The organism is Gilliamella sp. B3817 (assembly GCF_026536705.1).
GTDB lineage: Bacteria > Pseudomonadota > Gammaproteobacteria > Enterobacterales > Orbaceae > Gilliamella > Gilliamella apicola_I.
Genome location: NZ_JAFNNV010000004.1, coordinates 127189 through 142748 on the forward strand (window position 1 = coordinate 127189; position 15560 = coordinate 142748).

General features: G+C 37.6%; 18 protein-coding genes. All 18 read right to left on the reverse strand.

Annotation, left to right across the window (positions count from 1 at the left end; translation table 11 throughout):
• Positions 1 to 50 precede the first annotated feature (50 nt).
• Positions 51 to 614, reverse strand: coding sequence for a phage baseplate assembly protein V (locus tag J3U36_RS06835; protein WP_267380588.1), 564 nt, complete (start codon positions 612 to 614; stop codon positions 51 to 53).
• Positions 614 to 1687, reverse strand: coding sequence for a phage baseplate assembly protein (locus J3U36_RS06840; protein ID WP_267380587.1), 1074 nt, complete (start codon positions 1685 to 1687; stop codon positions 614 to 616). Before J3U36_RS06840 ends, J3U36_RS06835 begins: the two co-directional genes overlap by 1 nt.
• A complete protein-coding gene (locus J3U36_RS06845) occupies positions 1684 to 3030 on the reverse strand; it encodes a DNA circularization protein (protein WP_267380585.1) in 1347 nt (448 codons plus the stop codon). Before J3U36_RS06845 ends, J3U36_RS06840 begins: the two co-directional genes overlap by 4 nt.
• Complete coding sequence (locus J3U36_RS06850) at positions 3030 to 5207, reverse strand: phage tail tape measure protein (protein WP_267380583.1); 2178 nt, start codon at positions 5205 to 5207, stop codon at positions 3030 to 3032. Before J3U36_RS06850 ends, J3U36_RS06845 begins: the two co-directional genes overlap by 1 nt.
• Before the next feature lie 149 nt (positions 5208 to 5356).
• Positions 5357 to 5656, reverse strand: a complete 300-nt coding sequence (locus J3U36_RS06855; RefSeq protein ID WP_267380582.1) for a phage tail assembly protein — start codon at positions 5654 to 5656, stop codon at positions 5357 to 5359.
• Positions 5656 to 6018, reverse strand: coding sequence for a phage tail tube protein (locus J3U36_RS06860; protein ID WP_091123698.1), 363 nt, complete (start codon positions 6016 to 6018; stop codon positions 5656 to 5658). The genes J3U36_RS06855 and J3U36_RS06860 overlap by 1 nt, the downstream gene beginning before the upstream one ends.
• On the reverse strand, positions 6018 to 7517 hold the full coding sequence (locus J3U36_RS06865) for a phage tail sheath subtilisin-like domain-containing protein (RefSeq protein ID WP_267380575.1): 1500 nt from the start codon (positions 7515 to 7517) through the stop codon (positions 6018 to 6020). Before J3U36_RS06865 ends, J3U36_RS06860 begins: the two co-directional genes overlap by 1 nt.
• On the reverse strand, positions 7507 to 7692 hold the full coding sequence (locus J3U36_RS06870; protein ID WP_267380573.1) for a DUF2635 domain-containing protein: 186 nt from the start codon (positions 7690 to 7692) through the stop codon (positions 7507 to 7509). The genes J3U36_RS06865 and J3U36_RS06870 overlap by 11 nt, the downstream gene beginning before the upstream one ends.
• Positions 7682 to 8326 (reverse strand): hypothetical protein, encoded by a 645-nt coding sequence (locus J3U36_RS06875; protein WP_267380571.1) that lies wholly within the window; start codon positions 8324 to 8326, stop codon positions 7682 to 7684. The genes J3U36_RS06870 and J3U36_RS06875 overlap by 11 nt, the downstream gene beginning before the upstream one ends.
• On the reverse strand, positions 8323 to 8823 hold the full coding sequence (locus J3U36_RS06880) for a hypothetical protein (protein ID WP_267380569.1): 501 nt from the start codon (positions 8821 to 8823) through the stop codon (positions 8323 to 8325). The genes J3U36_RS06875 and J3U36_RS06880 overlap by 4 nt, the downstream gene beginning before the upstream one ends.
• On the reverse strand, positions 8816 to 9151 hold the full coding sequence (locus tag J3U36_RS06885; RefSeq protein ID WP_086365949.1) for a head-tail adaptor protein: 336 nt from the start codon (positions 9149 to 9151) through the stop codon (positions 8816 to 8818). Before J3U36_RS06885 ends, J3U36_RS06880 begins: the two co-directional genes overlap by 8 nt.
• A gap of 5 nt (positions 9152 to 9156) precedes the next feature.
• Positions 9157 to 9489: a head-tail connector protein gene (locus tag J3U36_RS06890; RefSeq protein ID WP_160430319.1), complete on the reverse strand. Its 333-nt coding sequence runs from the start codon at positions 9487 to 9489 to the stop codon at positions 9157 to 9159.
• A gap of 13 nt (positions 9490 to 9502) precedes the next feature.
• Positions 9503 to 10066 carry an Ig-like domain-containing protein gene (locus J3U36_RS06895; RefSeq protein WP_267380558.1) on the reverse strand — a complete coding sequence of 188 codons (564 nt, stop codon included), beginning with the start codon at positions 10064 to 10066 and terminating at the stop codon, positions 9503 to 9505.
• A 72-nt stretch (positions 10067 to 10138) separates the two neighbouring features.
• Positions 10139 to 11410, reverse strand: coding sequence for a phage major capsid protein (locus J3U36_RS06900; RefSeq protein ID WP_267380557.1), 1272 nt, complete (start codon positions 11408 to 11410; stop codon positions 10139 to 10141).
• Between the two features lie 70 nt (positions 11411 to 11480).
• Positions 11481 to 12407, reverse strand: coding sequence for a S49 family peptidase (locus J3U36_RS06905; protein ID WP_267380556.1), 927 nt, complete (start codon positions 12405 to 12407; stop codon positions 11481 to 11483).
• Positions 12395 to 13648, reverse strand: coding sequence for a phage portal protein (locus J3U36_RS06910; RefSeq protein WP_267380555.1), 1254 nt, complete (start codon positions 13646 to 13648; stop codon positions 12395 to 12397). Before J3U36_RS06910 ends, J3U36_RS06905 begins: the two co-directional genes overlap by 13 nt.
• 22 nt (positions 13649 to 13670) lie before the next feature.
• Positions 13671 to 13841, reverse strand: coding sequence for a hypothetical protein (locus J3U36_RS06915; RefSeq protein ID WP_267380554.1), 171 nt, complete (start codon positions 13839 to 13841; stop codon positions 13671 to 13673).
• Positions 13835 to 15559 (reverse strand): terminase large subunit, encoded by a 1725-nt coding sequence (locus J3U36_RS06920; protein ID WP_267380553.1) that lies wholly within the window; start codon positions 15557 to 15559, stop codon positions 13835 to 13837. Before J3U36_RS06920 ends, J3U36_RS06915 begins: the two co-directional genes overlap by 7 nt.
• Position 15560: the final 1 nt, after the last annotated feature.

The window sequence follows — 15560 nt, forward strand, 5'->3', positions numbered from 1 at the left end:
TTAGCCATAAAAAAAACCGTCTGATGACGGTTGATGTAATGAAGTGAAAGTTATTTTAATAATTGATTAGGCGTTTGGGTAATCGAGTTCGTTTCGTTATGTGTATGACCATTATAAACGGTTCTGATATCTGAAATAGTGCTAGTTTTATCTTCTATTTCGCCAGACGATTTTAATAATGGTGTATTAAATTGTGTTCCTGATGATGCGTTAACTGTTAAGTTTTTTGTATTTAACACTATTGCATCATCAGCACTCACAATAAATTTTTTTGTTTTTACATTGATTTCATTATTGCGATTAAAAAAAATGTAATCACCTTCGTCTGTATAAATAGCTACTTCACCCTGCTTTAGTGACTTAATACGGTAACGACGATCGCCCGCTACCAAAACCACACCATGCGACTTATCGCCGTCTAAAAATAACGCTACCGCTTCTGCGCCATCTAATGGTCTTGATGTGAACCCGTACGGCTCAATATGCTCGACATCACTTTTTTGCTCACCGCCCGACATTTTGATTTGTAATGTTTGACATTTACTTTCACTGTTACTGAATGTGATATAGCCACGAGATACAAGGTTCATTATTTTATTCAAAACTTTACGCATTAAAATACCTCGCCATCGGTTTTCTTACCTTTTTTCTTCTTGGTTTTCTTCTTATCAGGCAAATAGGCTTCAACGGGACCTACTTTTAATTCACATAACGTTCCGCGACTGCTTAAGCTGTATTTAACTTCGGCAATAACCAGCTTTTCATTATCGTAACCCAGTAGCGGATCATCAACGACAACCATTTGATTTGGTTTCCATAACGTTCCATCACCTTGCCGCCAACCTTGAACCGTATATGTAACTTCTCTGGTTTTGCTTGCTCTCAGCACTTTTTCCATTTCACAGCGTTCTTGGCAAGTACCGTTATTCGAATCGCCAGACTGTTTAATGATTAGAGGGCGGTATCTTAAGATCCCTTCATCTTTATATGTGGATCTAACTGATGCTAGTGTTGCTTCACCAAAGTTTTCATCATCACCAACACTTTGCCCAGAGACAAAGTAATCTGAATACCGATCTTTAATACTTTTTTCAGTATCCGCAGACAAAATATTAGCCCCTAAAACCAATGCTGTTTTTGCCTCATCTGAACCAATATCACCAATTATTACTTGCCCTTGCTCATCATCAAACACAACAATTTGTTGCATGCCCATTATTTTACTAATGACATCAAAAACGGTATCCCCCTGATCCGCTTGAATACTAACGGAACCTGCATCACTGCCTTGATTAATAACATTCAGTTTGAATGGTTTAACCAAATCTTGAATAACTTGAATAGTTGAACTACCGCTATATTGTTTGGGTACCGCACTACAATCAACACAATCAGCCGTTTTACTCCTACCGACAATGCCCATTGATAGCGACCCTGCATCATACCGAATCGGCAACGCTTCAACATACCCTGTTAAAACCACGTCATCATCGATATACACTTCAACTAAATCACCATTTTTAACATCAATTTTCGTCTCTGAATCCTCGCCTGAGGATGGCCATTGTCGAGTAATGGTGACATTAAAATCACGGGCTAGCCGTTCAATACCGGCCGAAATACTTACATCAGTCCAACCACCGAAGTACTTATGGTTAACTTTCAAAAAAACTTTATTTTGATTCATGGTTTTGGTACTCGCAGTTCTTTAACAGTAATAAAACCAGGATGAAGAATGTTGTTGCGAATTGATATATCCTCACAACGCATAGCATTGTTATAGAGATAGTGAGCTAAAACTAAATCGGGCAATACTTCATTAGGAATATAAACAATTGTTTTTTCTATTTTGATTAAGCGTGCATTGATATCTTGGTTAACCGCAGCCTTTAATTTTACTAGCGCAATGTATAAACCATCATGCTCGGTTCGTGACAATTCTTTATCAAATGATTCATTAATGGATTCTTTGATATCCAGTAACTCATCAAATGAAATTGTGTTACTTTTTTCAACTGTTGATGATGTTGATACGGAGGTGCTTGTTATGTTAGCCGTTGAATGACCAAAAGAATGCTCTTTTTTACCTTTTGTTGATTCTAATGCCACAGGAGCAAAAGCTTGTTTTCTTTTATCTTCAACCTGTTTCGGTAGTGACGCAATTATTCGTGATGCTTCTGTTAGTGCTGTAACTCGAATAGCAGTATTAATTAAGTTTTGATTTTTCTTCTTTTTTTTAGTTGATTTGCTATCCGTTGACCAAATAGCACTAGGTAAAATGCTTTTTATAAATGATATACCGTTAAACACCTTTACTCTTGCTATCAACCCATTTATAGAATTGGAAAATTTTGTTGCACTCTTCCAAACATTTTTAATTGAATTAATAATGGCTGAACCACCCGCACCGAGAATTGGCGACAGGTCACCATTTAGGATTTTAACCGCATCATTAACATATGGAGTTATCGCATTATAAGCATCAGCGATGTCATTTAAAATTGACATGGTGTCATCAAGAATACTGTGCTGTACAAAATCAGGCGCATCAATTAAGTCAAAATCCTCAAACGCATCTAATAGTGCTTGATCTACATTATCTGCATTTTCATCAACTACATCATCAGTCGCTACCGACGAATCAGGGAATATCAACTCACCAGCTTCGACAAATGAAAATGAAATAACACTCATTCGACCGTTTTCAACGGAGTTACTGACTGTTGCTGTACCCACAATATTGACATTAAGTTCACCAAGAATAGGATGTATTAATGTTCCTGCTCCCTCTTCTTCAATTGCCTCTACCAGTTTTTCAGCTTGTTCTTTGTGATCATCACCAACCACAAAGGCGTCAATTTTATTTTTACGTGCTGAACGTCCCAGATCTTCGGTATAGGGTACATCTCTAAACGGGTATTCATGTGTCTGATTCCGCCGTCCAAACTCTGATGAGGTACCGCTAACTTGAAACGGTACACCGCGAAAACTGGCCGGCAATAAATTATTTAACCAATTCATGAAGTTCATCAGTTTTCCCCTATAGCATACGGATTCCAGCCAACATCAGCTTTAGTGTTAAAGCCAGATGCTTTTTTAGTTTGTTTTACAACGGTTCCTTGCGGCGCATTTTCAAACTTCACAACCAATTCTCCATTGCTATTTCGATTCGTGTTACTATTAGAAAAGTTGTTTAGTGGCATTTGTGGTGCTTGATAATACGGATAGGTAACCATTGGTTTCGCCATTTCTTTCGGTAAATTTGCTGTATCAATCTTAACTTTTACTTCTTTTTCATCATCACCGAAAATATAGTCCCACGCATCTAGTAGCGGTTGGATGCCTGACTTAACGTTATCCCACAAGTTTTTAAAGAAATTCTGGACACTTTCCCACACTTTTGGAAGAGCTTCCCCCGCATTTTTAAATGGTTCGACAAATACATTAATTATCGGCATTACATAAGGCTTGATAAACTCCCAGATACCATTAAAGAATTTACCTACGACTTCCCATGATTTTACAATCCCTTCACCGCCTGCTTTAAAACCTGCTATAAAGAAGTTAATGATAGGCATGACAAAGGGTTTGATAAATTCCCATAATCCACTAAAGAACTTACTAACAGCACTCCAAGCATTAACAATAAAAGAAGCTCCAACTTTGAACCCTTCAATAAAGAAATTGATAATCGGCATAACGTAAGGCTTAATAACACTCCAAAGCCATTGAAAGAACTTAACTATATCATCCCAATATGTGATGATTAATGTAGCTGCTATGGCAATACCTGTCATGATAAGACCGATTGGGTTCATAGCCATCACAGCGTTCAAAGCTATTGACGCTATACGCACAACTTTAAACGCATTTGATAAAGCTATTTGCGCAAATGTAAATAGCTTTGTTGCAACAGTAACGCCTTTTAACACCCCGTTGAAAAGGTTGATCCCCGTTGATAGCGCACCAACAATAATATTCACCCCCGCACACGCAACACGAAGACCAATTAACCCCGCAACCGCCATTGCAACCATCTTCACTAGTTCAGGGTTTTCTTGGATGAAATGACCGAATGAAACAACTAGCGGCTGCATTTGATCTAATAACTCAGTAAATGCAGGTAACAGCGCATCACCAATTGATAAACTAATATTGGTTAGCGCATTGTCAAAAAGCTGCAATTTATTTGCAGTTGTATTTGAACGGGATTCATATTCCTTCTGAATTGATCCAGCATACAGCGATTGGTCACCGACACGTTTAAAGTTTTCCTTTAATAACTCCATATTGTTGAGTAATGGCGATATTGCGGCAACACTTTCTTTTCCAAATAATACAGTTAATGCAGCAGTACGCCTGTCCTCCGACACGTTACCTAGCGATTCAAGTACCGACATGATCGTCCCTTCGGCGTCTTTCTGCATCCCTTTTGCTATTTGAGTTGATGTGAAGCCTAACTGTTGCAAGGCCTTTTGTTGTTTCGCTGTCGCTGCTTTTCCTGATGTTAGCGTCAGCATAAAGTTTTTAATACCCGTCGCAGCCTGATCGGTATTGGTACCCGTTGCAATAATTGTTGAACTTAATGCCGCTAATTTATCTGCACTAACCCCTGATGTTGCTGCAAGTGTACCGATCCGTGATACAACGCTTGATATATCTTTTGCTTTTGCATTTTGTGTGTTACTCAATAAATTGATCTTATCGGATAGCCCAACAACTTCACTTTGAGTGAGTTTTAAAGCTGTGCGCCAAGTAGCCATTGTACTACCTGCTTCTTCGGCTGATGTGTCAAAAGCAATACCCATTTTTACGGCATCTTCGGCAAACTGCTTTAAATCCTCTTTGGGTATACCTGCTTGCCCACCTGCGGCAACAATGGCTCCAATATCTTTCGCAGCCATCGGTAATGCTAATGACATTTCACGAATATCTTGACCCATTTGTTTAAATTGTTCAGGCGTATCAAAGTCAACGACTTTCCTAATGTCAGCCATCACTTCTTCATACGCCATCGCATCTTTCACACCTTTAACAAACGGCGCAGAAATAGCCAAACCTGTTACAGCATCTTTTAAACCAAGTTTGCCAAAGCCTGATTTGTTCATTTTTTTTTGGAACTTTTCAAGTTTGCCTTTCATGGTATTTAATTGAGGTGACAGTTTATCAACACATGTCACCACTGCTTTTAAGTTAAAGCCTGCCATTTATGATTCCTTGCTATTTTCTATGCGATTTGCTTGTTCACATAATTCAAAAACTTCGGATAGTGAACGTTCTTCTATGATATAAAAAGGGGAAAGTTGCCAGTACTTGGCGAGGTCAAAACAAAGGTTTACAAGATATTCGATTGTAATTATTCCGCTGTCGGTTGCTCCTCCGCTGTATTCTCCACCTTCTCCTTTGGGCCGAAGAACATCATAATTTCACCCGTAATCATTAAAAAATCATAGGGTGTAAGTTGCTCAACGGAGCTTGGCGTAACGTTACCTAGCGCAACAATGTAATCGGCCACTTTTTTAGGGTCACCAATCATTTGGCTATCAAATGGAAAGCCTAATTTTTTGATATCTTTAACGGTAGGCTCTTTTAATTCAAGTACATGTAACTCATTGCCGTGTGCCATAATCGGCTTTGATAATTTAATTTCTTTCATTATTGATAAAATCCTTCTTCACCGTGAAATTCGATTTCTGCTGTACCTTCTTCGGCATTGTGGTTAACTTCACCTTCAACCCAAGCATTAGATAAAACGTAAACCTTACCGTTGGCCAATTCTGCGGTAACGGTCATTGAGTCACTCGACATTAACTTATCGATTGGAAAATCACTCGGTACTTTAAATGTCCCTTTAATGTACGGAGCTCGGAACGTTTCTTTGTAGTGGACGCTATTATCTAACCCCAAAATACTTTCTTTAACGTTAGTATTCATTGGGACTTCAATACCGCCCGTTAACGATAACTGGATAGAATCAACTTTAATGTAAGTTGTTCCTGCAATACGTCGTTGTGTCATTAGTTTTTCTCCTCTTTATATTGCAATCTAAACTGTGCTAACACAGCAAAAACGCGTAGTTGATTAACGAGATCGGGTGGGAATAGCACATCCAAACGGTTTGGGTCGTTAACATTTCGTTCAACAATTAAGTTCTTCTTGAACACATCAAAATTTTCAACTAAGCCTAGTAATTCTAATTGACGATATGTTGCATTAATTTCCGCCTTAGCTACTGCGGGTGTGATAATTGCCTGTCCAGCACCAAACCGAGTGCCATCATTTGCCAATTTATGCCGCGGGTATTTAGATGTGATCACACTACGTAATTTACGTAATACATAAGCGAGTGTATGAAGTGTTTCACTATCTAAATAACTATTATCGGCTACACCATAACTGTTACGTTGATATGTGGTGATATCTCGCTGAATTAATAAATTACCGCTAGAAGCGTATGCTGTCGCAATGCCGTGGCTTAATAATGATTGTTGCTCTGTTAGTGTAAACTGATTGCTATCAGATGCTGGCAATGCACCATTTAATAATCCAGTTTGCGTTGGTCGAGCCGGATCATTACGAATAAATACAGCATTACGAGCAGTTCGCATCGCAATTAATTCATCAATCCCCGTTTGAATAGTTTTTTCATAACCTGCAACGGTAATATGTTGGTAATTTAATTTATCGCCAAACTCTATAAGTTCGGATAAATCACCTTTTTTAGCAGTATAAGCATGTCCATACAATTGGCGCGCATAGCTCCAACGCCCTGTAGTATCATCCATTTCATGATTAAATGTTGCCAAAGATGATAAGTCATTAAATGGGAATGCGATAAAATCAAGGAGTTTGTCACCCATAGCGGCAATAACGGGCGTTAAATCTGGAGTGCCAGTTCCGCCATGCATTTGATTAATAACAATATTTAAACCGTCTGGGGTTGCTTCTCCGCCAATTGTGCCATAGTAGTTAAAGCACAAAGGAATATCATTACCGCTCAATCCTTTGTGTTTGGCTGTTAGCGTTATTGTGTTATTCGTCACGGTTGCGGTAACAGGTAAATCAAGATGAGTATTAATCGCATTATGTAAGCCGTTTGCTATGCTTTCTGCAGTATCAGAAACGGTTACTCTCGATTGAATTTTACTGTTACCGATATAGAGACTTAATGTGCCTGTTTCTTCTGCTGTACCCGATATTTGGATAGTACCAGATGCATTCGAGCCAGCAGTGGGTTCATCTACTGCAATCACAAAAAGTTCGCCAAAATTATCGATATTGCGATAGGCCTCAACCATTCTAGATAATTGACTGCCTCGCCCTGAGAGTTTTTTAGCGTGATCTGCTGTTGGCATAATAATAAGTTTATTACGCTCAATTAGACTTTCAGCCAATGGATACGCAATGATTAATGAAGCACCGCTATCTTGAATTGTATTGGCCGCTGATGAATCCACTTCCGCATAGAATAGCGGCACTTTTATATTGCTAGGGATGTTGTTAAAACTAATTGTCATTTTTAGCTACCTTTTTTTCTTGTTTTACTTTGATGTTTGTAACTTCTTCAACATCATTATTTGTTAATCGTCTAGCCCAGTATTGGTTAAACTCAACATTACGACCGTCTGCTGGTAAATAATCCCCGCTATTGGGGTCATATACCTGCTTGCCACTAACTGGTTTAATTATCATTATTGCCCTCATAGATATTATTGTGTTCAAAATTAACGGTTACATGCGAATCCTGTTCATTAACAGTCCCAGCTAAAGCATTGAAATTGCCGATATTTAACGGGTTATACTGAGGAGGTTCGGTAATATCGGGGTTATTTGGATCGGGTTGCCAGTCAGGATCAGGAATTGGGTTATCAATAGCATTTAAATCAAAATATTGTCGAGTATCCTCAAACCCAACGTCGCGTACCGCACTAAAATTAAATTGATAAAAAATTCTTCCTCGATCTAAATCAAGTAAATCACCACCATTATATTGAATAGGATAATGCGCAGGTGAAGGTTCATAACCCAGCAATGCTCGCCAAAGTTCGGTTTTTATATTTTCAACAATGTCGTATGCTTCGTGTTGCCCTCGCTCATCAAGCGGCTTTAATACAACAATAACCCCAAACCCCTCAGTCACATTTTGCCAATAGTCAGTTTGTGACTTGTTATCTTCTGCTCTATCATCAAGCGGAACCACATAAGCGGCTGGCAATTTCAAGAATGCCGTATCTTTGATAGCTGAAAATTCAGCAGCTCCCCCAACACGACCTTCAAAGCTAGGACTAAAATGGCGCAATGTGTGGACGATATGTGATAATTTCATTGTTTAACCTGCTTCATTGAGTTGACTAGCTCTTTAGCTAGCGTGTATTTACTCCATGATGATTCTTTATTTAACGCATCAATCATAAAGTTTTTACGTGGTGCAATGCGCCAAGGCGTTCCACCTGATGCTCCTTTTTTATGGCTTTTCCCTCGTTTTGCATTACGCCGCACACCATAAAATAAAAATGCTGGATAATACGGACCCATCAGTTTTTCCATATTGTTTCCGCCTTTAACATTCGGCATCACAATAACCATGAGTCCTGGTCGCCGTGATGTAGGACGAGGCACTTTATAACCGATAGAACGGCTCAACTTACCACTTCGATATCCCGGATATTCACCACTTTTGGAAACCTGTTTTTTACTAACTAATGCGCGTGATGTTGCTTGAATTTTTCTACCGATTTTGACGAAGGTTTTACGCAATTTTTTTCGGTCAAGTTCAGCCACTTCGGTTAATTTAAAATCAACATGAACGTTGTAATCATTCATCTGCTCCAATCTCCTCACATTCAATTAGCAAAAAACTGGTAGACTCTTCTATTTCTCTTACCCTTTTGATCCTATAAATTTTATTTTTAAAAACAATTTCATTGTCCGTTGTTAAACATTTATCATCTCGACGTCTAATAATCACATAATGAGTAATTGTGTTATCTATTTGTGAAGAATTTAAATACGTTGATGATTTTGAATGAACAATTTTCGCAAAAGTATGAAATCTATTAACGTGAGTTTTTTGTAGATCATAAGCGTGAACAGGTATATCTTCCCGTGTTCGCACCAATATGTATTTTGTTAATTCACCTGAATGGATCATTTTTATTAACCTATAAAGTGCTCTCGATACGGAAACAATAAAACGTCTACAGCCATAGGTAATTTATTAACATTATTCCCGACCGAAATAATGCCTCTATTTTCAAACCAATGAGTAACAATTAAATAAACAGCTTGACGCAAAGATTCATCAAAATAGATTACTTTTTTTGAGCCACATTCAGATATTTGTTCTGATGATGTTACTATTTTAGAATTTAGCTCATTTTCAATATGCTTATGAGCTGCTTGAATATAAGATTTAATTAATTTGTCATGAATTGTTAAGTCATTATCTATAGATAGGTGTTGCTTCATTATTTCTAAATCAACAATCATATTGAAGCCTCAATTATTTTTTATAAAGCTTGGCAACTTTTCGTTTTTCCACTAATTCGTTTGCATAATTAGCATCAAACCCAGCAATATCACCTTTTGAATACCGACTAAATGGACACGAGAATTCAACAACAACTTTAGACTCTTTTTGAGACGTTTTAGGCGTTTTAGGTGTTGTTGGTGTTGTTGGTATTGGTGTTGTTGGCGGTATTGGTGTTGTTGGTGGTGTTGGTGATTCTGAAGTTTGTTCTTCTATGTACTTCAATTCAACTTGATTTTGATTAATCACATCATTCAAACTAAAACCAATTTTTTCTGAACCACCAGTTGTTGATGAAACTGTGCAAGTAAATACGCCATCTTTATTCACAGCTAATTCAGACAAGGTACCTTTATTTTCAGAAATCAGTGTAACTTTATCTTCACCTGATGGTTTAACATCATTTCCTTTTAAATCTTTTAATTGAACAGTAATAATTGCCTGATCTGTTCCATTTGCCAATATGCTCTCTTTATCAATTGATAAAACAGATAATTGAGCATCTGTAACTGTAACTACATCTTTATTTTTGGTCATAATATTCCCTTAAAAATAAAGCCACCTTATTGATGGCTTTATTATTGATGAAATTTAATTAAATTAACTAAATTAGAAAGTGACTTTAGTTCCTAAAGATAACCCCTCTGGATGTCGGAATCCGATGTCATGCTCTGTAACAACACGAATTAGCGACTGATTTCGAGCAAAAGCAGAAACTTGATTACCGTTTGCATCTATATAAGTTGCTTCACGAGAAAAATCAACAGTCATATGGCCATCTTCACCAATCACAACATCATTGAAATCAGCAAAATAAATTTCAGTTTCATTCGAGTTTGCACCTAAATTTGATGGTATTGCGTTTGTGTGCTCAATCGGATAACCTTTTAGCATACCCTGTGCCATTTCTGGATAAACCTTATTGCCATTTCCATCACGAAGTCCATATAAATACATCCATGTTCTAGGTGATATTGCCCAGCCGCAAGCGATCATTAGGCTATTTGACTCCATTAATTTTAAAATTAATGAATCTAAATATGCATCAATTGCATTCAAATTTGCTGTACCAGTCCAGTCAATATTACGTAAAGCGGCCATAGCGGTTGCTTTAAAGCCCTTCGGTGTATTGTTACTTCCGTCATCACGTAAAAAAGCTTTATCTTCTCGTACGCCAATTGCTGACAGTACGTCGGCTAATACCATCTGCTCTACATTAAAACCTGCATGACCAATTAATTGGTTGGACATCGGTACAAGCGCAATCATTGTTTTAGCTGTTAATTTAACATCATCAAATTTCGATTCGGTCGCTTTTGCATCATCCCCTTCACCAACATAAGATGCAGTTGCTCCCCCCGACATTCTTGGCAGACTTAAATTTCCGTTAGGTAATGGAATTGAACGAGCACCGAGTTTTCGCACAACAGTTCTATCACGCAATAATTCAATAACTTCACTATATAAATTTTGCGGAATTAATGCACCGCCTGATGATTGTGTAGTACTAATTGCCATTGCAACGTTTTTATCGCCAATTTCTTTTTCCGCAAATTTTGCAGCATCTTGAAGGTTTCCTTGACCTGCTGCAATAGACATTGCAATTCTGGCCAATCCTGCACCAGGATATTGCTTAAGCTCTTGCTGAACAACAACTGCCGGAGCATTAACGACACTAACTGGTTGTGCAATAGCCGCTTGCATTTTTTCTGCTTTTTCGATCTGTTCTATTTGCGCTGTAATTTCGTCAAACTCAGTACAAAGTTGAGTAAATTGAGCGGATTCATCACTCGTTAATCCCTCCTCTGACTTTTTTGCTAAAGCTTGCACTTTATCATTTACGTCTGAACGTTTTCTTCGTAATTCTAGAATTTTAGACATGTTTCCACCTTGATTTAGATATAAAAAAAGCGACCGAAGTCGCTTGTATTAAGTTATGATTGGTTAATTGTTAGATTCGTGCTGTTTGATTAATTGCTTGAGCACGAATTTTAATATTTCTTTGATTTGATTGTGTTTGTTGTTGATATGTAGATGCTATTGCATTAATTGCATCTTGCGGATTTTGTACTTCATCAGCTAAACCTGCACTAATTGCATCAGCACCAAAAAAGCATCTTGCTTGAGTATCAATGATTTTTTGAATATCAATATTGCGATATTGTGCAACTGATTGAGTAAATAAGTTATACATCCAATCTAATTGAGCATTGATTTCTGTTAATGCATTTTCACTTAAAGGCTCATGCATTGAACCTGCATTTTTAAAATCACCTCGATATATTGTTGTAAATTTTAATCCTGCATTTTCTTCCAGTTTTGATGCTTCCATGTGTTCCCAGATCACACCAATTGAGCCGACACCAGATGTTTGGCTGAGAACGATTTTAGAACAAGCAGCAGCTATAAAATAAGCAGCAGAGAAAGCATAAAAGTTAACAATAGCAGTAATGGGTTTTATGTCTCTCGATTGATAAATAAAATCAGCCAACTCTTTACACCCAGTGGCACTACCGCCACCAGAATTAATATCAAGGACAATTTCTTTTATTGAGTCATCACTCAAAGCTTGATTAATGTCATTTCGTAGTCGTTCATAACTTACAAGCTCTGTACATGCTGCATTGATTGAACCTCGTCGAGTAGTTAGTAATCCATGAATAGGGATAACTTTAACGGGATTTGCATTACTTGTTACTTTTGTTGCTTCTGGTTTTGTACTTAAATTAATATTGTCGAGATCAGATAACGATAAAGAGTCACTGAGCATTCGAGGAATAATCACTGCTTTTACTGCATCCAATGTTTGTCGAGTTGCATAATGAGGAACACCAAACACTTGATTTGCAAGATGTGGATAATTAATTATTTTTGGCATAGTATTGTCTCTATTTCTTTGATTTGAGTTGGTGTTGCTTTTTTAATTCCTGTTATTGTTGATGTATCAACCATATTTAATGGAGTTAAATACGTATTACCACCAGGTATTGGGGTTAGATTTTCCATTCTTCGGATATCATTGACTGATAGCCACCCCCACTGCCGCCCGATTGCATACGATTCATAACGCGCCTTTTGATCACCTCTAAGCAACCCTGAAACGTTAAATTCAATATATAAATCTTTACGTTCTGACGGTAATAATAAATCACGCATCATTGCTGCTTCGTGACGTTTTAACCACGGCAATAAGGTATAAATAACAAACTGTAATCCTTGATGCTCAATATTACTAAATGTGGCTTTGTCCAATGACTGAATCATATGAGGTGGAACTTTATATAATCGACAAACTTCGATTACTCCATATTGCCGGCTTTCCAATAGTTGTGCTTTTTCGTTGTCCATTGCCAATTGTTTATACGTCATTCCCTCTTGTAGTAAAGCTACTGAGAATGCATTGCGTATACCGCTATGCTTTTCTCTCCATTTATTTAAAATAGCGTCAACTTTTTCTTGGGATTCAATTGGTTTAACATCGCTTGGTCGTTCAATTACACCGCTCATTGTTGTACCGTTGGCAAACACTTGTGATGCATGCTGATCAACTGCAATACTCAAACCGATAACATCGGCATTAGTTTGTAGCGGAGAAACACCCACAAAACCATCAAATGAAAATGCTTTAACATGATGCATCATGTGCATGGGGACAATTTCATTGTGATCTAAAAGATTATAATAAGGGAATCCGTCAGGACCTTTTAAAACCTGAATTTTTTTAGGATTTACAGGGATTAACTCTGTTACATAGCCACTTCCGTCGCGTTCTATTAATGAATAACTATTTCCATCAACGCCAAGATAACCTTGCTTTTGTTCATTGAATTCAAAAATAGTGTCTTTTTTATTTGGCTGATTATGAATTAAATCATATAAAGGGTGATCTGTTGCTCTTTCTCGTTGTCCATTTTTACCGCGACGATATAGCTCACAGGGCAACTGTGCTACAGACTCAGCTAAAAGAGTAACACACGCTTGAACTGCGCTTTGTGCAAATGCTGTTTCACGATTTACCATCACCCCAGCTGAGCTTGATTTTCCAGAAATAGAACTAATCCAACGCCACGCTCCGCTTTGTTGAATTTTATGCCCTTTGAACATTGAGGGAGTAAACATTATTAATTAACCTTCTTTATTTTCAATTTGTTGTTTGTTGGAAGTTAGCAATCACCTTTGACGCAAAATATGACCACAGGATTAAAATACAACCTGCAGTAATAAAACCACATGCCGGCAATATAAGCCATGCTCCATAAGAGACTAAAGCCACACCCAAAATCCCAATTAAAAAAATAATTATGTTTAGCATAAGACATCCGTTTTTTCGTAAATAGAATCTTCATCATCTTGTTCAGATAAAATAATTCGACCAATTGCCATTATTAACGCTACCGCTCCATCAATTTTGTTTTCGTTCCGCTCTTTTATCGGTCGAACAATATCATCATTACCTGGTGCATTTTTTCCAACAACGTTACTAATACACCACGTTAAAATAGGGTTACCGTCGTGATGAAATCTGCCCGATTGAATGGCTGCCTCCAATTCTTTCATTGGGTCACTTAAATTAGTAAAGTTTTGAATAATTGTGACTGGGTTTAATCCCTCGTCAGCTAGATGATGTGATAGGTTTGTAGCGCCATGCGGATCTATCGCTGAAACTGTGACAGGATTATCTTTGTTTGACTCAATAGCGTCATGTAATATTTCACGATAATCAATTTCAGCACCGTCAGTAACATCTAGATGCCCAGTGTTAATCCATTTTTGAAAGCGTTCTGCTGTTTTTCTATCTTCGACATCAGCACCGTAAACGGTGTCATAGGGCACCCAAAACTTTGGAGAAATACAATAATAATGCCGTTTACCATCAAGAATTCGGTGAAATAGTCTGACTCCACTGTTCATATCCAATTTTCTGGCCAGATCATATCCGCGTATTACTGATTGCCCCTCAAATTGCTCTAACGATAAACTTTTATCTTCACAGCTTGCCCAACTGATCATATTAAAAAATGCTGATTTTGCTGAAACCCACACATTTAAATGTTTAGTCTTAAACGTATTTGCCAATCTTGCATTATTAATTGCTCGTTGTTGTTGGCTTAATAAAAAGTCACGATAAACAGAAATACCTATATTGGGATTGGCCTTTTCAAGTGCGGATGGATCTGTCCAGTCATCGCCCTCGTCGATCGTATAAATAATGCCAAACAATTCGTCATTTGGGACTGTTGCATTTAGCATATCAATTACTTCTCGACGCTTGTCATAACAAGGGCCTTCAATGTTATAACCTGCGGTTGTAATCGCCCACATTAACGGTTGTTTACGTGCTCCCATCCCCGTCAGCATTGTTGTGTAAAGAGAATCCGTATCATGTTCATGATATTCATCAACAATTGCACAACTCGGAGAAGCCCCATCACCAGGATTTCCGATCAATGGTTCAAAGCGAGCACCGTCCGCAATTCGACTAAGATTAGAAGCATTTACGATTATACCAAAAGCTTCACAAAGAAGAGGTGTCCGCTTACACATTAATCGAGCTGGGCGAAAAACTTCCCACGCTTGTTTTTCAGTTGTGGCACCAGAATAAACTTCTGCACCAAATTCGTTATCCGCCGAAAAGCAGTATAACCCCGTTCCTGCTGAAATTGCCGACTTCCCATTTTTACGAGGAATTTCAGTGTATACTTCACGAAATCGACGTAAATTTGTTTTTTTATGAACCCATCCGAATACACAACAAAATATAAATAATTGCCACGGCTCTAATGTGATCGGCATTCTTTTAAATGCCCACTCGCCTTTTGTATGCGGTAATAATTGAATAAATTTACATACTTTTTCCGCAAGATCTTTATTAAATTTATATTTAAACGACTTATTTTTTTCTTGTTCTAAATCATCTAAATGCCGTTGGCATGCGTCAATTACATATTTACACGCAATAATTTTCCCTTTAACAATATCTCTAGCATATTGATTTGCAGCATTAACATTTTTATATGATTTTTGGGCCATA